This is a genomic window from Micromonospora sp. NPDC049204 (assembly GCF_040647935.1).
GTDB lineage: Bacteria > Actinomycetota > Actinomycetes > Mycobacteriales > Micromonosporaceae > Micromonospora.
Map to the genome: position 1 here is coordinate 137,874 of NZ_JBEZDC010000014.1, position 20,854 is coordinate 158,727.

General features: G+C 69.7%; 18 protein-coding genes. 5 read left to right on the forward strand and 13 right to left on the reverse strand.

Annotation, left to right across the window (positions count from 1 at the left end):
• Window positions 1-98: 98 nt before the first annotated feature.
• Genes AB0A90_RS24880 through AB0A90_RS24900 form a run of 5 tightly spaced genes read right to left on the reverse strand, consistent with a single transcriptional unit; the run spans window position 99 to window position 6,819 of the window.
• Window positions 99-1,517 (reverse strand): adenylosuccinate lyase family protein, encoded by a 1,419-nt coding sequence (locus AB0A90_RS24880; RefSeq protein WP_357252392.1) that lies wholly within the window; start codon window positions 1,515-1,517, stop codon window positions 99-101.
• On the reverse strand, window positions 1,517-3,493 hold the full coding sequence (locus tag AB0A90_RS24885) for an FAD/NAD(P)-binding protein (RefSeq protein ID WP_357252395.1): 1,977 nt from the start codon (window positions 3,491-3,493) through the stop codon (window positions 1,517-1,519). Before AB0A90_RS24885 ends, AB0A90_RS24880 begins: the two co-directional genes overlap by 1 nt.
• Window positions 3,490-4,698, reverse strand: a complete 1,209-nt coding sequence (locus AB0A90_RS24890; RefSeq protein ID WP_357252398.1) for an FAD-dependent monooxygenase — start codon at window positions 4,696-4,698, stop codon at window positions 3,490-3,492. The genes AB0A90_RS24885 and AB0A90_RS24890 overlap by 4 nt, the downstream gene beginning before the upstream one ends.
• Window positions 4,695-6,266: an AMP-binding protein gene (locus tag AB0A90_RS24895; RefSeq protein WP_357252401.1), complete on the reverse strand. Its 1,572-nt coding sequence runs from the start codon at window positions 6,264-6,266 to the stop codon at window positions 4,695-4,697. The genes AB0A90_RS24890 and AB0A90_RS24895 overlap by 4 nt, the downstream gene beginning before the upstream one ends.
• Before the next feature lie 10 nt (window positions 6,267-6,276).
• Window positions 6,277-6,819: an SRPBCC family protein gene (locus AB0A90_RS24900; RefSeq protein ID WP_357252404.1), complete on the reverse strand. Its 543-nt coding sequence runs from the start codon at window positions 6,817-6,819 to the stop codon at window positions 6,277-6,279.
• A 264-nt stretch (window positions 6,820-7,083) separates the two neighbouring features.
• Between AB0A90_RS24900 and AB0A90_RS24905 the strand changes: the two genes are divergently transcribed.
• A complete protein-coding gene (locus AB0A90_RS24905; RefSeq protein WP_357252407.1) occupies window positions 7,084-8,862 on the forward strand; it encodes a helix-turn-helix domain-containing protein in 1,779 nt (592 codons plus the stop codon).
• Window positions 8,863-8,873: 11 nt separating this feature from the next.
• On the opposite strand, the gene AB0A90_RS24910 is transcribed toward AB0A90_RS24905, so the two are convergent.
• Genes AB0A90_RS24910 through AB0A90_RS24925 form a run of 4 tightly spaced genes read right to left on the reverse strand, consistent with a single transcriptional unit; the run spans window position 8,874 to window position 12,533 of the window.
• The gene (locus AB0A90_RS24910) at window positions 8,874-9,857 is read right to left on the reverse strand and encodes an NADPH:quinone reductase (protein WP_357252410.1); all 984 of its coding nucleotides are present in this window, start codon (window positions 9,855-9,857) and stop codon (window positions 8,874-8,876) included.
• Window positions 9,854-10,699, reverse strand: a complete 846-nt coding sequence (locus tag AB0A90_RS24915) for an arylamine N-acetyltransferase (RefSeq protein ID WP_357252413.1) — start codon at window positions 10,697-10,699, stop codon at window positions 9,854-9,856. Before AB0A90_RS24915 ends, AB0A90_RS24910 begins: the two co-directional genes overlap by 4 nt.
• Window positions 10,700-10,702: 3 nt before the next feature.
• A complete protein-coding gene (locus tag AB0A90_RS24920) occupies window positions 10,703-11,512 on the reverse strand; it encodes an arylamine N-acetyltransferase (protein WP_357252416.1) in 810 nt (269 codons plus the stop codon).
• A 4-nt stretch (window positions 11,513-11,516) separates the two neighbouring features.
• Window positions 11,517-12,533 (reverse strand): amidohydrolase family protein, encoded by a 1,017-nt coding sequence (locus AB0A90_RS24925; RefSeq protein WP_357252418.1) that lies wholly within the window; start codon window positions 12,531-12,533, stop codon window positions 11,517-11,519.
• Window positions 12,534-12,704: 171 nt separating this feature from the next.
• Here AB0A90_RS24925 and AB0A90_RS24930 point away from each other — a divergent pair, with 171 nt between their 5' ends.
• Window positions 12,705-13,712, forward strand: coding sequence for a ketoacyl-ACP synthase III (locus AB0A90_RS24930; RefSeq protein ID WP_357252421.1), 1,008 nt, complete (start codon window positions 12,705-12,707; stop codon window positions 13,710-13,712).
• A 55-nt stretch (window positions 13,713-13,767) separates the two neighbouring features.
• Here AB0A90_RS24930 and AB0A90_RS24935 read toward each other — a convergent pair whose 3' ends face one another.
• The 3 genes from AB0A90_RS24935 to AB0A90_RS24945 all read right to left on the reverse strand — a co-directional run bounded on the left by AB0A90_RS24935 (window position 13,768) and on the right by AB0A90_RS24945 (window position 17,433).
• Window positions 13,768-15,027, reverse strand: coding sequence for a transposase (locus AB0A90_RS24935; protein ID WP_357252540.1), 1,260 nt, complete (start codon window positions 15,025-15,027; stop codon window positions 13,768-13,770).
• A 253-nt stretch (window positions 15,028-15,280) separates the two neighbouring features.
• Window positions 15,281-15,976, reverse strand: a complete 696-nt coding sequence (locus AB0A90_RS24940; RefSeq protein WP_357252424.1) for an SDR family oxidoreductase — start codon at window positions 15,974-15,976, stop codon at window positions 15,281-15,283.
• Window positions 15,977-15,996: 20 nt separating this feature from the next.
• Window positions 15,997-17,433, reverse strand: a complete 1,437-nt coding sequence (locus tag AB0A90_RS24945; protein ID WP_357252426.1) for an MFS transporter — start codon at window positions 17,431-17,433, stop codon at window positions 15,997-15,999.
• 155 nt (window positions 17,434-17,588) lie between these two features.
• Here AB0A90_RS24945 and AB0A90_RS24950 point away from each other — a divergent pair, with 155 nt between their 5' ends.
• Window positions 17,589-18,290 (forward strand): TetR/AcrR family transcriptional regulator, encoded by a 702-nt coding sequence (locus tag AB0A90_RS24950; RefSeq protein WP_357252429.1) that lies wholly within the window; start codon window positions 17,589-17,591, stop codon window positions 18,288-18,290.
• A gap of 55 nt (window positions 18,291-18,345) precedes the next feature.
• Here the strand turns inward: AB0A90_RS24950 and AB0A90_RS24955 are convergent, their stop codons facing one another.
• Window positions 18,346-19,050 carry an NAD(P)H-dependent oxidoreductase gene (locus AB0A90_RS24955; protein ID WP_357252432.1) on the reverse strand — a complete coding sequence of 235 codons (705 nt, stop codon included), beginning with the start codon at window positions 19,048-19,050 and terminating at the stop codon, window positions 18,346-18,348.
• A 151-nt stretch (window positions 19,051-19,201) separates the two neighbouring features.
• Here AB0A90_RS24955 and AB0A90_RS24960 point away from each other — a divergent pair, with 151 nt between their 5' ends.
• Together AB0A90_RS24960 and AB0A90_RS24965 are read left to right on the forward strand one after the other, a co-directional pair.
• Complete coding sequence (locus AB0A90_RS24960; RefSeq protein ID WP_357252435.1) at window positions 19,202-19,621, forward strand: nuclear transport factor 2 family protein; 420 nt, start codon at window positions 19,202-19,204, stop codon at window positions 19,619-19,621.
• A 203-nt stretch (window positions 19,622-19,824) separates the two neighbouring features.
• Window positions 19,825-20,460, forward strand: coding sequence for an NAD(P)H-dependent oxidoreductase (locus AB0A90_RS24965; protein ID WP_357252438.1), 636 nt, complete (start codon window positions 19,825-19,827; stop codon window positions 20,458-20,460).
• Window positions 20,461-20,854 lie beyond the last annotated feature (394 nt).

Here is a 20,854-nt window from a genome sequence, read left to right on the forward strand (position 1 = left end):
CGGCCACTCCCAATCGCCTGTGGTTTTCGGCGTTCATCAGCACCAGGTAGGTGCGCGTCCGGGTCTGGACGAGCCGTATGGCGGGCCCGACCAGCTCATCACCGTGCTCCGTTAGGGCCCGGCCGGTCGCCGAGCACCCCGTCCACCAAGTGGCCCGCCGCGCCGAGATACCGGGTCGGATCGCCGATCCGAGCCAGGTCTTCGGCGGTGTAACGGTCCCGCAGTTCCGGTGTTTCCGCCAGAACGTCGAACAGGCTACGCAGGGTGGCCTCCGCTTCCGCGGAGGCCCGGGTCAGCACCTCCTTGATCCGGTCCCGGCCGACCGTACGGGAGAGCTGGGCGGCGATCCGCTCGGAGGTGAGCTGGCCGCGAGTGATCGTGAGGTTGGCAGCCATCCGGTCCGGGTGGACGACCAGCCCTCGTGCCAGTGTCACGGCCGTCTCGGCGGCACCGCCGGTCAGCCGCAGGCACTCGCGCAGCAACAACCACTCGGCATGCCACACCCCGGCGGACCGCTCGTCCTCACTGACCAGCGCCTGGGTGAGTCCGGCCGCCATCGGCGCCACCTGGAGAGCGGCGCTGCGGATCAGCGTGGCGAAGACCGGATTCCGCTTGTGCGGCATTGCCGAGGAGGCACCTCGACCGCTGGCCGCAGGCTCCGCCACCTCTCCCACCTCGCTGCGGGCGAGCGAGAGCACGTCGACCGCGATCTTGCCCAGAGCGCCGGCCACGAAGGCGAGCACCGCGGCGAGGTCCGCCAACGGAGTACGCAGCGTGTGCCACGGCAGCGCCGGCCGGCTCAGCCCAGTCTCCTCCGCGAACGCCACCACCAGGCCGTCCACGTACTCGGGACCGGGCTCGGTGACGCCGTCCAGCGCCGCGTACTCGAGATAGCCGGCCAAGGTACCGGCCGCCCCGCCCAGCGACACGGGCAGGCCCTCGTCCCGTACCCGACGCAGGCGGACACGCGCGTCCACCAGCAACTGGTGCCAGCCCGCCGCCTTCAGCCCGAATGTCGTGGGCGCGGCGTGCAGGGCCAGCGTGCGCCCGGCCATCGGCACGTCGCGGTGAACGAGGGCCAGCTCGGCGAAGGCGTCGGCGGCCTCGCCGAGATGGCCGTCCACCACGCCCAGTGCGTGGTGTGCGACCATCATCGCCGCAGTGTCCAAGATGTCCTGGCTGGTGGAGCCCCGATGAACGTACTCGGCGGATGCGGGGTCGAGCTCCGCGACGGCTCGGGTGAGTCGGCTGACGAGGGCCACCACCGGATTCGCGGTGTCCCGGGCGGCCAGCGCGATCTCCCGGAGGTCAAAGAGCTCGGCCCGGGCAGTACGGGTGATCACCGCGGCGGCCTGCAGCGGCATGGTGCCCAACCGGGCCTGCGCCCGGGCCAGCGCCGCCTCGGCGTCCAGCATGGCCTGCAGCCAGGCCCGGTCCCCGACGACCTGCTCGACCCTCGTGCCGGCGCGCACCGGCGACAGCAGCCCGCTGTCTACTGCCACGTCCACGTTGCCCATCACACGATCACCCCGTGGATGCCGGCGACCCCCGAGGCGTCACGGTCGGTCACCGTGGGCCCCACTGGCGGCAGTGACCTGAGTTCCGACGCGATCGCGTCGGCATCGGCCAGGATCACCGAGTCGACGCCGGGCCGGACGCCGGCCGCGGTGACCCAGTGCACCGACTCGGTGGGCACACCGAACGCGAACCGGCGAGGGTGGGCCTGGTCCTGGGCGTCGATGACCCGGTAGGGACGTTCGGTCACGGCCAGTCCTCCTGTTTCATGTCTGCCTCCGTTGCCGTACGGGATCCGGTACGGCCGGCATTGCTCGGTGTCGAGCATGTGGCGCAGCAACGGCTCGGCGGTGCCGGACAGATCCGCCTCGGGTAGTCGCGCCTCGATGAGAACTCCGGCACGCACCGGCGGCCCGGGCACCACCCGCGACGTCGCGACGAACGCCGGCGTCTGCGTGTCGATGACGATCTGGGTACCGGGCCCGGTCAGCTCCAGGACACCCGCCTCGATCAGCGCGACCATCTCCTCGACGCGCCGAGCCGGTGGACCGATCGACAGGAACGCGTTGAGCGGCGTGTACCACCCGGTCAGCTCGTCGCGGTAGGAGTCGCCGTCGATGCCGCCGTGATCGACCGCCAGGCGGATTTCGTTGCGCAGATCACGAAGAACGTCCAGAGCGGCCTTCAGCGGCCCATGAACATTGCCCGCGTGCGCCTCGGCCACGTCGCGAACCAGGTACTCGATGAGCCAGGCCCGGAACTCGTCCCGATTGCCGAAGGTGCGATCACGGTACGGATGGGCCAGCCGATCCCAGTCCCAGCGGTCCACCGTCGGTACCTGGCACTCGTCGAGCAGAGCCGCGTGCCGCCCTCGCGGCGCGGCCAGGTAGCGCTCCACGAAGGAATCGGCCTGGTCGACCGACCCCGCCCGGCGCAGCCACGTCGCGTAGTAGACGCTCTCCACCTCAGTGGCGATCAGTGGCCACAGGTCCCGCCGGAACCGGATCGACTCGCCGCGCGCACGACGCGCTCGCAACTGCGCCACCGCCTCCGCGGTCAGCAGCCGGGGCAGGTACCGGCCGGACACCCCCTTCTGGTTGTCGCCGCGGGCGTGCGCCGGCACTCCGCGCCGCGAACTGGCGTACAGCATCGGCTCGGCCCCGCTCGGTCGGTACCGCAGGCGCCGGTCGGCCCGGTCGAACGTTCCCCCCCGACCCACCGTCAGCAGGATCATAAAATCGAAGAAGGTCAGCCCGAGCCCCCGCAACAGCACCGGCTCACCCGCGACGATGTGATCCAGATCGACGTCGGCCGGACTGGCTGGGGGCAGGTAGGTCAGCCCGTGGATCCGGGACAGGCTCGCGGCGCGGGCCTGCCGGGGATCCAGCCGGGAGGCCACGTGACCCAGGGTGAGCACGACGGCGTCCAGGTGGTGCAGCCGGGTGCCGTCGGCCATGCGTACGCCCTGCGGGCCGCCGGTGACGCCCGAGGTGTCGGCGATCGCCACCGCCCGGGAACGGTGACAGCGCACCGACATGTGCGGCGGCGCGTTCGCGACGACCCGACGGAAATTGTCCCGCAGGTAATGGCCGTAGAACGCCCGGCTGGGATAGTCGTCGGGGCCGAGTTCCCGGGCCTCGTCGAGGATGGCCTGGTCGTGCCCGCCGAGCGGGCCGAGCAGCGCCACGCTCTTCGCCCACTCGTAGAGGCTGGGTCCAGGCTCGATCGGGCCGCCCAGCCGAGAACTCGGGTCGGTGTAGACGGTGATCTGCGAGGCGACCGTATTGGTGAGCAGCAGCCGTGACTGGTCCGTGCGCCACACCGCGCCGGAACCAGGGACGGCGGGATCCACCACGTGCACGGTGATGCTGGCGCAGGCCCGATCGTGGCGTTCCTGGGCACAGAGTCGTTCCAGGACGGACAGGCCGCGCGGTCCGGCGCCGACGACACAGATCTCCAGATGACCGGTACGGGTCATCGCATGGCTTCACTCGGTCGTCGGGCGGCTACCCGAGCCCCGTGCATCCAGGCCACCGTGTCGTGCAGCTGCTCCGGCGCCATCGCGGCGAGTGCGCGGTTGCGGGCCGACGCGGCGTCGCCGGCAGCGTGCCAGAGCCGGATGCTGTCGCGGGAGATGCCCTGTACCGCCGAGGTTCGCTCCCGTCGCGCAGCGGCGTACTCGAGGAGCACCCGGCTCACCGGCTCGACGCCGTGGCCGAGCAGGTCGCCGAGTACCACCGCGTCCTCCAGGGCCTGGCAGGCCCCCTGCGCGGCGTAGTGCAGCATGGGGTGCGCGGCGTCGCCGAGCAGGGCGACCCGGCCGTCGGTCCAGCCGTCGATCGGTGGCCGGTCGACCAGCACCCAGGCACGCCAGTCGTCGCTCAGGCTCAGCAGGTCGCGGACCGCAGGAAGCTGGGACATCGCGGCCCGCACCAGGGCGCCCTCGGTCGGACGGCCGGCGATCAGCGTCGACGCACCGTTGAAGTGGCTGGCCGCCATGTTGAGGTAGGCACCGCCGCTGATCGGGTAGTGCACGAAGTGGCAGTCCGGGCCGGCCCACCAGGTGACGGCGTCCCGGCGTACCCGGGCGGGAACCCGGTCCATGGGGACGATGGCGCGGTATGCGGTGATGCCGGAGTTACGCGGCTCGCCGTCGTCGATCATCTGACGGCGGATCCGGGAATGGATGCCGTCGGCTCCGATGATCACGTCGGCCGGCAGCTGTTCGCGGGAATCCAGATGGACGGTGGCGCCGGCCGCCGACTGTGTGTACCCGGCGACGGACGCGTTGGGGCGCAGGGTTATCCGGGGCCGCCCTCGGCAGGCGTCGAGCAGCTGGCGGTGCAGCTCTGCGCGATGGACCACCACGTACGGGCTGCCGAATCGACGCTCGTACTCCTCGGTCAGCGGCATGCTGGTGACGTGCTCGCCACTCACTCCGTCCATGAACCGCAGCTCGGACATCGCGACGGCGCTCGCCCGGACCTGCGGGCCCAGGCCCAGCACGTCCAGCGCGTACAGGCCGTTGGGCGCCAGCTGGATACCCGCGCCCAGCTCGGTGAACTCCGGCTGGCGTTCCAGGACCGTCACGTGATGTCCGTGTGCCGCCACCGCGAGGGCGACGGCGAGCCCGCCGATGCCGCCTCCGGCGACCAGGACACGTACGGGCGCTCGCGTGCTCATTTCGCCGCGCTGCCCCGGTCGAGCAGCTGTCGGGCCAGCTCCAGCCGCTTGATCTTGGTGGTGGCGGTCTCCGGGAGGTCCTGCAGACGCCACTGCACGGGCGGTGCCATGGCAGGCAGGGTGGCGACCGCGGCGGCCCAGCGGGCGATGTCGAGCGGGCGGTCCCCGTCAGTGCAGATCACCGGGACCGGTGGCCCTTGCGGAGCCGGCAGGATGATCACTTCGACGAGTTCGTCGAGTTGGGTGAAGAGGGTGTCCTCGACCGCGAGCGTGCTGCCGAACCCGTCGATCTCGTCCACCTCACGGTCCAGCAGGTGCAGGCAACCCCACCGGGTCCGGTAGCCCAGGTCGCCCATCCGCCACCACGATCCGTGACGCTGACCCTCGTACCGCTCCTGCTCGCCGAGGTAGGTCACGATGCGCCCGTCGGTACGCACCTCGATGTAGCCGGGATTCTCGGAGGTGGGGCGGCGCCCGTCCCGGCTCACCACCCGCACGTCGGTCATGCCGGGGAACGGCATGCCGACGCAGCGCCCGTCGGCGCCCTCCGGCCGCTTGCGGGTGAAGGCGCGGGCAGCCACCGGACCGACCTCGCTTTGCCCGTACAACTGACCGAAGACCGGATTCGGATACGCGGACGCCGCGAGCATCCGCCGCACGGTCCGTGGATGGATGGCATCGAACGTGCTGCTGAAGTAGCGCACCGCGGCGAGCGGCCGACGAGGGTCGTCCGCCAACCGCTCCCAGCGCAGGAACGAGTTGGGATGGGTCTCCAGCACGCCCGGCCGGTGGGCCGCGAACAGATCCGCGGCGCGGTCCGGGTCGTTGTCGGCCAGCACGATCAGCGGAAACCCCCGCAACAGGGTGATCGCCAGCGCGGTGAACAGCCGGGAGTGCACGAAGGAGACGTGAATGGCCACCGGGCAGCGGCGCCGGACCAGCGCGGCGATCGACGCCTGCGGTCGGTAGCGCGCCTGGAGCGTCCGGCTGGTGTGGACGGCGAGCTTCGGTATGCCGGTGGTGCCCGAGGTGTGGGTGATCAGGGTGGGCTGGTCCGGCGCCATGATGATCGGAGCGACCTCCGGCACGCCGGTGAGCGCCCGCAGGGCGGTGGTACGGGGATGCTCGCCGGCTGCGAGCAGCACCCCGGCGGTCTCGGTGAAGACCGGCTCCGGCAGCTCGTGCTCGAGCTTGGCGCGGTCGGTCAGCAGGTATGGCCGGCCGGCGCGACGGATCAGCTGAAGGACCGTGGCGCCGTCGAGCTGGGGAGAGAGCAGCACCGGCACGGCGCCGATCCGGGCCAGCGCGCATGCGGTCAGCGTGATGTCGAAATTGTGAGACTTGTACACCACCACGCGGTCCGTGGGCCGCACCCCCGCGGCGTGCAGCCGGGAGGCGAGGTCGGCGATCAGGTCGGCGATGGCACCGACGGTGATCCGCCGCCCCAGCTCCGGCGCCACGTCGAGGTCGTGGTCGAGGGTGATGTCGGTGCCCGGGTGGGCGGCCGCGGCTCGCTCGAAGAGCGTGCCCAATTGGATGCCTCGGTTGGCGATTCTCTGTAGAAACATGTCAGGACTCCTACCGCTCGCTCTCGACGATCGCCCTGATGCGGCGCAGCGTCTCGTGCAGGTCGGCGCCGACCTTGGCGCCCCATTCGGTGATGAACCGCCGGCGCTCGTCGTCGCCCATGTCCTGGGTGATCTTCCGGATTCCCTCGGTGGGCGTATCCATCCGGAAGTGGTGCACGAGCCGGCAGCCGTTCGGCTCCCGGATCATCCGGAAGGCCCACACGCTCGTCTGGGCACGGCCCTGGCTGTCTCGCATCGCCCAGCTGAACTCCGTGCCGGGGACGGCCGTGTGGATCTCCGCCTCGGTGGTCCAGGTGCCGCGAACGACCGGCGCCCAGGAGACGACGTCCTCGCCGCGCAGGTTGTGCCCGCGGAACACCGCGCCGGGCGTACCGGGGGTGCCGCTGATCCACTCGCCTCCGGTGCACTCGGGACTCCACTCCCGGCTGCGGGGAAGGTCGCTGACGAGCGCGTACACCTCGGTCGGGGTGGCTTCGACGATGAGTTCCGCCTGTGCTTCGAACAGTGGCGTGGTGGTCTCGGTTTGGGCCATGGGGAGAATCGTCGGTAACGACTTCCGGGGGGGTCAAAGCGTTCGAAGCTGATCCATCAGGTCGCCACCGTCGCTCGCGCCGACCGGCGAATTACTTGATTCACGCCATATTCTTCGCGCCGTCCGACGCTCTAGCCTGGATCTCGGGTAGCGATCCAAGTGCGCGGCGTGACGATGGGTGATGTGACATGCACACCCGCTCGGCATCGTCGGGAGGTGCCGCGCGCCAACGCCCGGGACGCGACTATGGACACGGGGAGAGTCATGTCTACGAAGATCGACCAAGGCACCACCGTGCTTGCAGAACCGCTGCTGTCGGCCCACCCACGTTACGGATTCGTACACGTCGCTGAGCCGGACGGAGTTGCCGACCAGGTGCAGGGCCTCGTCCCACCGCAGGACGAGGGAACCCTGCTCCAGGACATCGCCCGTCAGGGGCGGCGGCTGCTCGACGCACCTGTCGCATTCGTCGCCGTCGTGTCCGAGGAGGGGCCCGCGATCACCGTACGCGCGGTGGACGGCTCCGGCATGGGCAGCGAACTGCGCCTGCCGGGGAACCACCCGTCCGCTGCGGCGCTGCTCGACGGCTCGTCTCTCTGGTGCCTCTCGGACGATGCCCGGGGGGCCGCCGGACAGCCCTTGGTCGGCCCGCGCGATCCCCGCGAGGAACCGTTGCACCCGGTGATCGCCGTACGACTCGGCCGCGTTCATGGATCCGCCCCCCGCCGTTCGGTCACCGCGCTGTACCTCAGCGACCGGCGGCCCCGGGCGATCATCGTCAGCGAGCGCATCCAGCTGACCTCGTTCGCCCGGCTGGCCGGCGCGGCGATGGAAAAGACGCAACTGCTCGACCTCGCGATCGCCCGGCTCTATGGGCTCGAGCAGCAGTCCGCCCGCGCGGCCGCCGACCTGGACCGGCTACAGGCTCTGCGCTCGGTGCACTACGGCTTCATCGACCTGGCCGTCGCTAGGGGTGACGCGCAGGCTTTCGTCGACGAGGCGGACCGGCGGATCGGCGGATCGGTGCGTCTGTGCACCGCCGACGGCCTCGTGGTTGCCGCGAGCCGCCCCACGGCGGGACGCGGCGACCGCACCGAGGCGCTCCCTGGTCCGGCCACCTCCGGCCGGGATCCGATCACCCACGACGTGCGTTCCTGGGTGGTCCCGGTACTGGCCGGTGACCGGCGAATGGGAAGCCTGCTCGTCGAGATCGACAAAGCGCCGGGCGAGCCCGATCACCAGCTACTGCTCCTGATCGGCCAGGCGGCGGCGGTCATCCTGCGGCAACTCGACGACAGCATGGAGAGTCAGGCCCGGCGGGCACTGCTCAATGAAATGATCACCTCGCCGAAGCCCGCCGACACACTCGTGGAACAGGCCCGCAGGCTCGACGTCCACCTGGACCGGCCGTACGTCGTGGTGGTCCTGCGTCCGGACGGCGTCAGCCCGCACTGGGCGTCGGTGTGGAGCGCGGCATTCGCCGCCCGTAGCGGTGGGCTGTCCGCCATGCACGACGGCGACATCGTGCTGCTCCTGCCGGGAGACACCGACCCGGCCGAGGTCGCCCGAACGGCCGCCGACGAGTCGCGATCGCTCTTCGGCCGGCCGGTGACGGCAGCCGCCTCCAACCCCAGTTCCGGCCCCGTAGGCGTGGCCGCACGGTACCGGCAGGCCCTGCGCTGCCTGGAAATCATGATCCTGATGGACCTGGGCGGCCGTGGCGTATCCGTGCAGGAGCTCGGTTTCCTGCCCATGCTGCTGGCCGGACGGGAGGGCATCGACCAGTTCATCGACACCACGCTCCAGCCGATCCTGGACTACGACCGGCACCGCAACGGCGACCTGGGCCGAACGCTCGACGCGTACTTCCAGTCCGGGCGCAGCCCGACCAACGCGGCGAAACTGCTGCACATGCACCCGAACACCGTCACCCGGCGGCTGGAGCGGGTGACACGGCTGCTCGGCTCGACCTGGCAGCGCCCCTCACGGGCACTGGAGATACAGCTCGCGCTCCGCCTCCACCGCCTGCTCACCGAGCTGTGACACCCGCCGGGTCAGCCGGGTACGACGAGTGCCCGGCGCCCGCGCATCTCTCCGTCCTCCACCATCTGGTGCACCTTCGCCATCTCGGACAACGGGAAGCGGACCACCTCCCGTGGGTTCAGCCGGCCCGCGGCCAGCAGCCGGTTGACGGCGCCGGCAGCCTCCGCGAGTTCGGCGGTCGTCGCGTGCGAGATGACGAAGCCGACGATCGACCGATCCATCATGTAAAGGTCACCGACGGGCAGTACCGGCCTGGTTCGGGCACCGGCGAGCAACACGATCCGGCCGCGGGCCGCGAGCCGCCCGACCACCAGATCCAGATCGTTGGTGCCGGAGGTGTCCAGGTAGATGCCGATGCCCTCCGGGCAGGCCGCCGACAACCGTTCCCCGAGATCGGGCGCCGCGTAGTCGATGACCTCCGCAGCGCCCGCGGACCGGCAGAACGTCTCGTCCCGGGGCGCGGCGGTCGCCACCACGCGACCTCCCAGGGCCACCGCCAGCGTGATCAACGCCGTGCCGACGTTGCCGCCGCCCCCGCCGACCACTACCGTCTCGCCGGGACGCAGGCGTCCGTGCACGGCCAACGCCAGGTACGCGGTCGCGGCCGGATGCAGCACGGTTACCGCCTCCGCCGACGCCTCCGCAGGCAGGTGATAGAGCCGGTCCGCGGGCACCACGACCCGCTGCGCCGCGGCGCCCTGGCGGCCTCCGTGGCCGAGGCTGTTGCACCAGACCCGGTCCCCGGCGTGGAACTCGGCGACACCATCACCGGAGCGTGCGACCACACCGACCAGGTCGCGGCCCACGACGAACGGCAGCGGGACGTGCGTCCGGAACGCGCCCGAGCGGACAAACGTGTCGACATGATTGACCGTCGTGGCCACGACGTCGACAAGCACGTCGGTCGGTCCGGGATGCGGCGTGGGTAGGTCGCCGTACCGGATCGCGGCGGCCGGCCCGAGCCGGTCGATGTACGCGGCACGCACGGTCGTCACCGCAGCACCAGGCTCTTAAGGCCGTCGTCACTCTGGAAGAAGGACATGCGCATGGAATCGTCGGCGTACGGACCCGGCGCCGGGGGCTCGTCCATGGTGATCCCGAACCAACGCTGGTACGCCTCGAGCACGGCGGCGTCGCCGACCAGGATCTCGGTGGTCTGCCGGCCGTCGGCGAGGACGGTCAGCTTGTTGCCCTGCAGGGTGACGCGGCCATTCTCCAGGGGCAGGGAGCAGAACATGTTCTGCAGGAACGGTGACGCCGGATGGGTGCGGTACCACCACAGGTTCTGCCGGAAGTCTGGCAACTCGGCCGGCTCGTCATAGAAGCGGTACTGCAGCAGATCGTTGCGGTACACGTCGGTGGTGTCCGGCTCCGGGCGTCGTGTGCTGAACCGGCCGTGCGGATCCACATGCGGCTCGGTCGTGCCGAGCCGCATCGGAAAACGACTGCTCTTGCCGAAGCCGACGTCGGACATCCAGCGTGAGCCGGTGTCCGGAAAGTGGACGGTCATCATCACGTGATTGTGCGGGGCGGTGAACCGCCCGGAGATCCAGACCCGGCACTGGTGCAGCGTCACCGGGAAGTTCAGTGCCTGCAACAGCAGGTAGAAAGCGGTGTTGATCTCGTAGCAGCCGCCGCCCCGCCGCCGGTACACCACCTTGTCCACGATCCGCTCGTCCATGTAGATCTCGTGACCGAGGTGATAGTCGATGCTCTCAAACGGCACCGTGAGGGTGTGCCGCTCCTGCAGGTCACGCAGTGCGGCGAGGTCCGGGCGCTCGGGCCGGTCGGCGCCGATCCGGACCAGGTAGTCCTGCACATGCTGCTCAGTCAGCACGGTTCAGTCCTGTTCGTACGACATACGCATTGACTTGTTGGCGTGCGGGCTCGGCACCGGCGGCTTGTCGAGCGTGATGCCGAAGTACTTGTCGTACGCCGCCAGCAGATCCTCGTCGTTGGTGATCCGTTCGATCCGCCGCTGATCCCCGTCGATCACCACGAGCTTGTTCTCGCGCAGGATGACCCGCCCGTTCTCCGTCGGCAGCGTGGTGGACAGGTTCTTCAGGAACGGCGAGTCGGGCGAGGTGCGGTACCACCACACGACCTGCATGCCGTCGCTGGCCACGATCGGCTCGTCGTAGAAGCGGAACTGCAACACGTCGGCCCGGTAGACGTCGGTGGCGTTGTCGGCGACCCGCTTGGTCGAGAAGGTGCCGTGCGGGTCGTCCTGCGGCTGCGGCGACTCCAGCAACAGCGGATAGCGACTACTGCGGCCCAGCCCCACATCGACCAGCCACCGATCGTCACCGAACCGCACGGTGCTCACGGAGTGGTTGTACGGGGGCGTGAATTCCTGCCCGAGCCAGACCCGGCCCTGGTGCATGGTGATGTCGAAGCCCAGCGATTCAAGCAGATAGTGGAACGAGGTGTTGATCTCCCCGCAGCCGCCGCCCCGGCGCTGGTACACGATCTTCTCGACCACGCGCTCGTCGACGAAGATCTCCTTGCCGAGGTGGTAGTCGATGGTCTCGAACGGCACCGTCAGCGAGTGTCGCGCGTGCAGCAGCCGCAGCGCGTCGGCGTCGAGACGCTCCGGCCGCGAGGTGCCGATCCGGTCCAGGTAAGCGGCGACCGTCGTGTCGTCGAGCATGTCTTCACCTCTCTGTGGATGGGAAGCTCTCCGTGGGGCGGAAGCGGGGAAAGAGCCTCTCCGCGTTGGCGCGATTGACCGCGGCCCATTCCGGCGGGTCGAACTGCGCGAGGCGAGCCACTCCCGCACCGTTCGAGGCGCCAAAGCGCTCCGGCATGAACGGGTAGTCGGAGCCGACCAAGATTCGTTCGACGTTGGCGAAGAGCCGGAGTGAGGCGAGCGAGTGCCGGCCACCACACATCGCCACGTCGAAATACAACCGTCGGAGCACGGCGATCGGATCGTCGGGGAGGCGGGCGGCGAGCTCGCCGTTGATGATCGAGCCATAGGTGAGCCGGTCGGCGTAGTAGCTGATCCCACCACCGCCATGCGGCAGGATCATCGGCAGGTCAGGGAATCGTTCCAGGGTGCCGTTGTAGAGAAGCTGGGCGGCCAGCCGCACCGACTCGAACGGGAACTCGTAGAGGGAGAGCGGCAGGCCGAAGGTGGGCTGGCCGACCGAGGGCGGAACTCCCGGGTGGATGAAGATCGGTGTACGCCGCCGCTCGGCCTCGGCCAGCAGCGGATCGAGCCGACGATCCCCGACGTAGATCCCGTCGTAGTTGGTCAGCAGCCCGAGCCCGTCGAGGCCGAGCACGTCGATCGCGTACACGAACTCCTCGACGCAGTCGTCGAGGTGCGGGAACGGCAGGACCGCGAACGCGCCGAAACGGCCAGCGCCGTCGGCCACGAATTCGGCGAGATACTCGTTCAGTCGGCGCGCGAAAGCGCGGGATCGGGAACGCTCCAGCATCGGCACGCCCGGCCACAGGTTGACCACGGCCGCGCGTATTCCCTGCCGATCCATCATGGCGAGACTGCTGGCGACGCTCCAGGACGGCCGATCGACACCGGAAAGCACAGCGACGCCGCCCATATCGCGGACCGCTGCGCTGTAAAAGTCGGGAATGATGTGGTGGTGCACGTCGATGGCATCCATCCACGGCGATCCGGCCGGCTCGTTGTCGGGGTTGGCGTCCACATTCGAATCCTTGCGATCGCACATGTCCCTGCCAAGGACGCCGGAGCTAATGTGTCACCTCTCTTTCGACTGTTGCTCGGGCGGTCCGGGTGCCATACATTAAGCGACAAAATCCGTGCCCGTCCGTATCGCTTTCGTCGGCGGGCTCCGGCGAAGGAATGGATTTGGTGAATGCTCACATTTCCACGAGGCGAACGGCCGGTCGGCGTGCTCGGCACCGGCTCGTACCTGCCGGGCAGGGTGGTGACCAACGCCGAGGCGGCCGAGCACGCCGGCGTGACCGGCGACTGGGTGTTCGAGAAGACGGCGATCCGGGAACGGCGATGGGCCAAGGCCGACGAGGCGACCTCTGACCTCGCGATCAGCGCCGCGCGAATGGCCCTCGCGGATGCCGGCATCGACGCCGCGGACCTGGCGCTCGTCATCGTGGCCACCTCGACCCCGGATTCCCCGCAACCCCCCACCGCCAGCATCGTCGCGAGCGAGATCGGCGCTGGCCGCGGCGCGGTCGCGTTTGATGTCAACGCGGTGTGCAGCGGCTTCAGCTATGGCCTGGCCGTCGCCGAGCGGCTGGTGGCCGCGAATGGCGACCGCCCGGCGCTGGTGATCGGCGCCGACGTCTACTCGCGCATCCTGTCTCCGCGTGATCGCCGCACGACGGTCCTCTTCGGTGACGGGGCCGGAGCCGCGGTGATCGGCGTCGGCGCGACGCACAGCATCCTTGCCACCCGGCTGGTCAGCTTCAGCGAGGCGCACGGCCTGGTCGGGGTGGCGGCTGGCGGCAGCCGCTTGCCGGCCTCGGAGCAAACCATGCGTGACGGCTCGCACTACTTCACCATGGACGGGCGCGGTGTACGCGACTTCATCGACGACCACGTGACCCCCGGCATCGCCGGGTTCCTGTCCGAGCACGGGATACGGCCGCAGGAGATCAGCCACCTGGTGTCACACCAGGCCAACGGACGGATCCTCGCCACCATGGCGGATCGGCTCGGAGTGTCGTTCGAGCGGTTCGCCACCACGTTGGGCGTCTACGGCAACACCGGGGCGGCGTCGGTACCGATCACCTACGACCAGCTGCGCCGCTCCGGTGCGGTCCGCCCCGGTGACCTGCTACTCCTCGCCGCGTTTGGTGGCGGGATGACCATGGGGATAACTCTTCTGCAGGCGGCCCGGTAGAAGGAACTCGGGTACGGCGGGCGCCGCCGCGGTGAGCGCGGCGCCCGCCCACCGCTCAGGACGTACGCCGGAGGGCCGGTTCCGCGCAGCCCCGCGCCGCGAGGACGGTGTGCGCCGCCGAGGCCAGGGTGACGTGTCGATGCCAGCCCCGGTACGAGCGACCGGTGAAGGCGCGCAGACCCACCCGGTCACCGGTCATCTCCAGATCGTGTCCCACTCGTGGGACCAACGACGTCAGGCGGACCAGGTCAGCGAGGCCGACATCGCCGCGGCTGGTCAGCCACAACTGGCCGGGACCGGACCCGCCGGGCGCGCTGAGCTCGACCATGAGCAGTGGGTCGTGTGCCCGGGTGCTGGGCAACCGAACCGCGACGGTGCCGGCCAGCACCGGCGGATTCGCCGTCAGGCCAAAGACCGGCCGCCGGCTGTGCCGTGCCGCCGCCGCCAGGTCACCGGCGCATTCGGCGGCCGATCGCCCGGCGGCGACGAGGCGCAGACCGGCTGGGATGCGGATCAGCACCGGCGCGCCACTGGCGCGGAGCCGACGGACCACCATCCCGGCCTCCATCTCCCGTGCGTCGACCAGCACGAGGTCGTCCGCCGCAACCCCCAGTTCGAGATAGGTCTCCACGGTGCAGGCGCCCAGGGACTGCGCGACCATGTCGTCCGGGATGGCCGCGCGCCGCCGGCGGTGCTCGTCGGCCAGCCAGTCCTCGTTGAGGTGCAGACGCCAGTTGACCGGGGCGACGAAGTCGGGCGTGGCGGCCCAGAGGCCCACGGCGTGCTGCGCGTTGAGCGACTGTCCCAGGCCCGGCGAGTACTTCCGGCCTACCCCCACCGAGTGCGTCCCGGCCTTGCGGATCAACGTCGGGTGCAGCACCCAGGCCGACACGTTGGCAACCCGAGTGACATGGCGGGTGAGTGCCTGGCGGACCGGCATCCAGTCCCAGGTGGAATCGCTTACGAAATGGTGCAACGCCTGCTCTGCCGCGGGTTCTGCCGATATGGCGGCAATGTTGCGAATGGATTTGCGCCCACGGGTCAGGAGGAGCCCTCGGATGTATTCCATGCCACGCCTGCGTTGGTCACTTCGCGGTAGTCCGGCCAAGATGTCCGTACACAAGTCCGTGACGTCGTCGTGCAGACGCATCCTGCCTCCTCGGGGCATCCAGCGGCGAACACAATGAGCTTGTAATGCGCAGCGGGGATGGTCGAGGTGCTGACAGCACCGCCTTTGAGGCAACGGTGGTTGCCGGAGGCGCATCTCACGCGATGACGCCGGAGAGAGCGACTCGGACGGCGCTGAACCTGACATAATCGATTGCCGGCAAATGTTGAGGCCCGCCGGGGTCGTCCACGACGGGCCTTGTAGATCGGTCTCTCCTGGTGGAATCCACGTGATGCCCTGGTGACCGCAGCCGGCTGATCGTGCGGCGTCCACGCCGGTACAGGCGACCTGATGACCGCGGTCGACCTCCCCGCCCGGACCATCTCCCGGCTGATGGGCCTGGCTGGGCAGCCCACCGTCGCCCCGGCCGCTGCTGTCGCAGCAGCCGGGGCGATGCCGTTCACTTGCCGATGTGAAGCGCTTCCCGGACGAACATCTGGGCGAACGTCGGGGCGCCGGTGGTCGTGACCACGTCGATGAACTGACCGAGGTGATTGTCTCCGGTCGCCTCGCGAATCAGCAGGTCAGCAAGATCGATGCGGGACGTGAACCGGCCGGGCAGCCGGCGCGGCTCGGCGCGGTAGTCGGTGACGACGTCGCCGTCGAACAGACCGGCGGGACGGATCACCGTCCAGTCCAGGCCGCTCGCCTCGACCAGCTTCTCCATCCGGGCCATGTCGTCGTACACGGTGCGGCCCATCCGGAGCAGGATCGGCGCGATGATCTTCTTGAAGGTGAGCGTCTCACCCTCGGCGTGCTCGCCGGTGGTGCCGGTCGACGTCACGCAGACCAGTCGGCGCAGGCCGTGGTCCTTCATCGCGGCGATGATGTTGGCCGCCCCCTGCGAGTAGACCCGCACCGTCTCCTTCGTGTACGGGACGCCGAGACTGGAAATGACCGCCTGCTGCCCCGCGATCACGGCGTCCACCGCGGCCGCGTTCAGCACATCCGTGCCGACCACCCGCAGCCCCGCTCCACTGAGCGGGAAGGACTCCGGGCGGCGGGTCACCGCCGTGACGAGGTGTCCCCGAGCCAGTGCCATCTCCGTGGTCAGCCGGCCGGTCGGGCCGTTCGCGCCGAACACCACGAGTTTCATCGAACCTCACCTCTTCTTGACTACGTTCCTTGCGATCGATGGTCCGGCCGGCCGATCGTCCAGGCCACGACGGCCGCGCCGAGCACGACGCCGGCCGCGACGATCAGCGCCGTCGCGTAGCCGGTCACCGTCGCCTCATTCCGCGTCGGGGCGTCGGTGCCCGAGCCGATCAGCAGCCCCGCGGTGGTGCTCGTGGCGACGGTGTTGAACAAAGCGGTGCCCACCGCCGCCCCGACCTGCTGCACGGCGTTGTAGAGGCCCGACGCCACACCGCTGCCGGCGGAGTCGGTGCCTGCGGTCACCTCGCTGGTCAGCGGGGTGAGCACAGAGCCAAGCCCCATCCCGGCGAGGATCTGTGCCGGCAGCAGGTACAGCAGGAAGACATCGGGGGTGTCCGTCCGTGCCCGGGACAGGATCAGGATGCCGGCGCCGAGGGCCAGCAGGCCCGGCACGGTGATCACCCGGGTCGACACCCGGCCGTGTAACAGTCCGGCGACCACCGCGCCGGCCACCGCGCCCACGCTCGTCACCACCAGGACCAGACCGGCCCGGACGGGGGAATACCCCAGCACCGTCTGGGTGAAGTAGGTCATGAACAGGTAGCAGCCGAACAGCGCCAGCTGTAGCAGGAAGACGGTGAGAAGGGCGCCGCCGCGCCGACGGTGAGCGACGATGCGCGGGGGCACCAGCGGGTCGCGGGACCGCCGTTCCACCACGACGAAGGCCGCGAGCAGTGCCCCGCCGGCCAGCAGCAGGATGAGCGTGTACGGGTCCGCCCAGCCGTGTGACGCCCCCGCGCTGAACCCGGCCACCACCGTGACCACCGACGCCACGCTCAGCAGGACCTCGGTGGCTGCTGGGAAACGGCCGCCGGTGAGGCGCTCGCCCCGCGGCAGCGCACGAGCGCCGAACAGGCCGATCGGCACGATCACCAGGTTGATGAACAGGCACCAGCGCCAGCCCGCGTACTCGGTGAGCAGGCCGCCCGCGATCAGGCCGATGGCCGAGCCGGCCGCGCTCACCGCCGCGAACGCGCCGAAGGCCCGACCCCGCTCCCGCCCCTCGGCGAATATCGTGGAGAGCAACGCGAGCGCGGCCGGCGCGAGCAGGGCCGCGCAGCATCCCTGTAGTGCCCGCCCGGCGATGAGCGCTGGCGCGTTCGGCGCGGAACCGGCCAGGGTCGAGGCCACGGCGAAGCCGGCCAGCCCCCAGACCAGTGCCCTGGGGTGCCCGACGATGCCGCTGATCCGACCGCCGGCCAGGAGCAGCGCGCCGAACGGCAGGGCGTAGGCCGTAATCACCCACTGCCGGGCCCCGTCCGACATCTGGAGAGCGTCCTGCACGGACGGCAACGCGATGCTCACGATGGTCGAATCGAGCACGATCATCAGTTGCGTCAGGCAGATCGTCGCCAGGATCCATCGCGAGCGGGTCGCAGCCGGTGCCGCCGTGGTCACGTCGTTCACCTTTGTCGCACTCGCCCCCCTGGCCGGGCTCGCGCACGAGCCACTGGAACGCCGGTCGGGCACCAGAACGTTGTTCCGGTGCCCGACCAATGTACTACGCTCACCTTCACAACGACCAAACGAGGGCTCGGAAGGCAGGTGACGCCATGGCCGGTCAGGTACGTCCCGGCAAGGGTGTGTGGCTCAGGACCACCTCTCCACGTCACCACAACCCGCCACTGAGCCTCACGCGCATCGCGACCGCCGCCGTCGAGCTACTCGATCGGGACGGCGTCGGTCAGCTCACCATGCGCCGGCTCGCCGAGCATCTGGGCGTCGGCACGACGACCCTGTACTGGCACCTCGACACCAAGGACGACGTGCTCGACCTGGCGGTCGACACGGTGTTCGCCGAGTCGGCACCGGAGCAACACAGCGACGACTGGCGGGCGGACATCACCGCCCAGCTCACCGACTGGCGCGAGACACTGCTGCGACACCCATGGTCGGCGGCGCTCCCCCTGCGGCAGCGTCCCGCCGTCGGCCCCGGCTTTTTGTCCTGGATGGAATTTCTCCAAGCCGCCCTGACCCGGGCCGGATTCAGCCACCGCGACGTCGCCGCGGCGAGCTGGGTCCTGTACAGCCATGTCCAGGGGTCCGCAGGCAGCCAGACCGCGCTGCGCTGGTCGGCCGAGGAACGTCAGGAGGGTCAGCGGTTACTGGACGACCAGCGTGACCTCTACCCGACCCTGGTCGCGCAACAGCACCTGCTCGACGACGACTGGGCCGGAAACTTCCAGCTCGGGCTGGCGTACGTGCTGGACGGCCTCGCCGCCCGCCTCCGCCCGCCCGGCAACCAGGCCCGATAAACGCCGGACCGGCCCGCACCATGTGCGGGCCGGTCCGGAACGGGAATCAGAGGAATCAGAGGTCGTACTTCTTCAGCACGTCGGGACCCACGTACTGGATCGCCGAGGTGGTCTGCTCCCGGCCGATCTTGAATGCGGTGGCCACCTCGACCAGACGCAGCGCCTGGTACTCGATCGCCGCGAGGTTGTCCTCGTGGACGTTGCTCGCCTCGTGCCGGGAAACGCTGCACGTGCCGTACGGGGCGCCGTTGTTCGGCAGCCCCAGCACCGCGACGCTGGAACCGTTGGGCACGATCAGCGAACCCCAGTGGCAGATGACGTTGTGCAGAGCCAGGATGGCCGTCTGCGCGCCAGCGTGCGGCATCGAGGCGGACGCGAAAACGCTCACCACCTTGTTGGCCAGGTCGCCCGGAATGGCAACCGGGCCGGAGTGGTCGATGAAGTCGATAATCTGCGGAGCCGGCAGGCCGAAGTGCACCGGCGTGCCAATCATGATGGCGTCAGCCGCCACCAGATCCGCCATGGTCGCCACCGGCACGTCCGCCGTCTCGGCGTTGAGCTCGGCGTACACCTTGCGGTCCAACACGATGGGATTGGGCAGGTCAGGAACCCTGTAGAGCTGCGCTTCGGCGCCAGCCTTCACCGCCGCGGCGGCCGCGGCCACGGCGAGCTGGTGGGTATTCCCGCTGCGGGAGTGGAAGAGGATTGCCACCTTGATCACAGAACGCTCCTCACGGGTCGATGCGCCTGGGCATCGCACGGACCATCTACGGGCATCCTGTCGACCGCGACCGCGCCGACAAACGGCACGAACCTTAGTTAGTCACCTCCGGGCCGTTTCCGCCACCGACCTGACACAACCGGGCCGCCACCGTTGACCGGCGCGTCCCGGTCCCGATGTGCTGCGACCCATGTCGAACGCACCCGAGAAGCCGCTCACCGCACCGGCCGATCCCGAGGAACTCGTGCCGCTGTTCGAGCACGCCTTCAACACCCGCAACCTCGACCTGCTCGAGGAACTCTTCGAGCCCGACGCGCTGCTGGTCCTGGCCCCCGGCGAGGTCCTGGCCGGCGACGAACGGCGCGCACGCAACCAGGAGAAGCTCCCGCACTTCCTGCCTATCAAGGTCGCCATCCGCCACCAGTACATCACCGGGGACATCGCCCTGCTGATCAACGACTACGTGCACGAGGGAACCACCCCGGATGGCAAGCACCTGCGCATCGAAGGCACCGCCGTCGATGTGCTCCGGCGCGGCGCCGATGGCGCCTGGCGCTGCCTTATCAGCAACCCGGCAGGCATCAAGACCGCGGGCGAACTCCCGCACTGACGACGCGGGTGGACCCTGCGGTGCCCAGCCCGGCCACCTGGCGGCGGCCTCTTACGCGGTCCTTCGCCGGCAACTGCGCCGGTCCCGCGCCGCGCCGGCCCGCTGTCTTCCGGTGAACGGGCCCGCATCCGCACCGGCGAGTAGATCCGCCCGGCGCGCGGTCCTCAGGCCGCCGCCGGGCCCTACGGATACGGAGAACAGGTATGACGAAGCTCCTGGTCGTCGTCGGCAGCATCCGCCCCGTCCGGGCTGCCGACCTGGTCCTGCCCTGGCTGGCGTCGCGGGTCAGCGCGCACGGTGGCTTCGAGGTCGAGATCGCCGATCTGCGGGACTGGGCGTTGCCGATGTTCGCCGAACACCTGGGTACGGTCGGCGACATCGACGACCCCACCTGCTCCGACCCGGTCCTGCGAGCCTGGAACACGAAGGTGCAGGAGGCCGACGCCTTCATCGTCATCACCCCGGAGTACCACCACAGTCTGCCCGGCAGCCTGAAGAACGCCATCGACAGCGTGTGGCCCGCATTCGGCTTCCGCAACAAGCCGGTGGCAGCCGTCGGCTACAGCGCTGGCATCGGGGGTGGCAGCCGGGCCGTCCAGCATCTGGCGCAGATCGTCATCGCGGCCGATGCCGTGCCGCTGCGCAGTACCGTCTTGCTGCCCTTCGTACAGACGGCCTTCACCGCAGCCGGGGAGCCGGTCGACCGCGCGACGGACGTCGGTCTGCGAATCATGCTCGACGACCTCGCCTGGTGGGCGACCGCGCTGAACAAGGCCCGCGCGGAAGGCGAACTCGCGCCTGGCCAGGCGCGCATGATGTCAGCGCTGACGTCGGCCTAGTGTCGTACGCTGGGGCGACTGCGGATTCGGCGGCTCCGTCTCGCATCCGCTGTCGGCGATGCGTGACGCTGTTCGCTCGGCTGTCCGGGACAGTCCCGGACCGGCTACGGCTGGTTCAGCGATACCATCAGCTCGGAACCCCCACTGGACATCACCTGGCACAACGGTGGTAGCGGCGGGTTCCGATCATTTGTGGGTTTCGATCGCACAGCTGGGCGCCGAGCCGTCGTCCTCGGCAACACCGACCGGTCGGTAACCGAATTGGGTTAAGGGCTGCTCGTGGGACGAGCCTTACCGGATCGGGGTCCTGCCGGGCCGGGTTCGCTGGCCATCGCGGTCACCGTACTCCTCAGCCTCGGCGGGGTCTGGTCCTTCTCCTCTCAACGGTGCGACA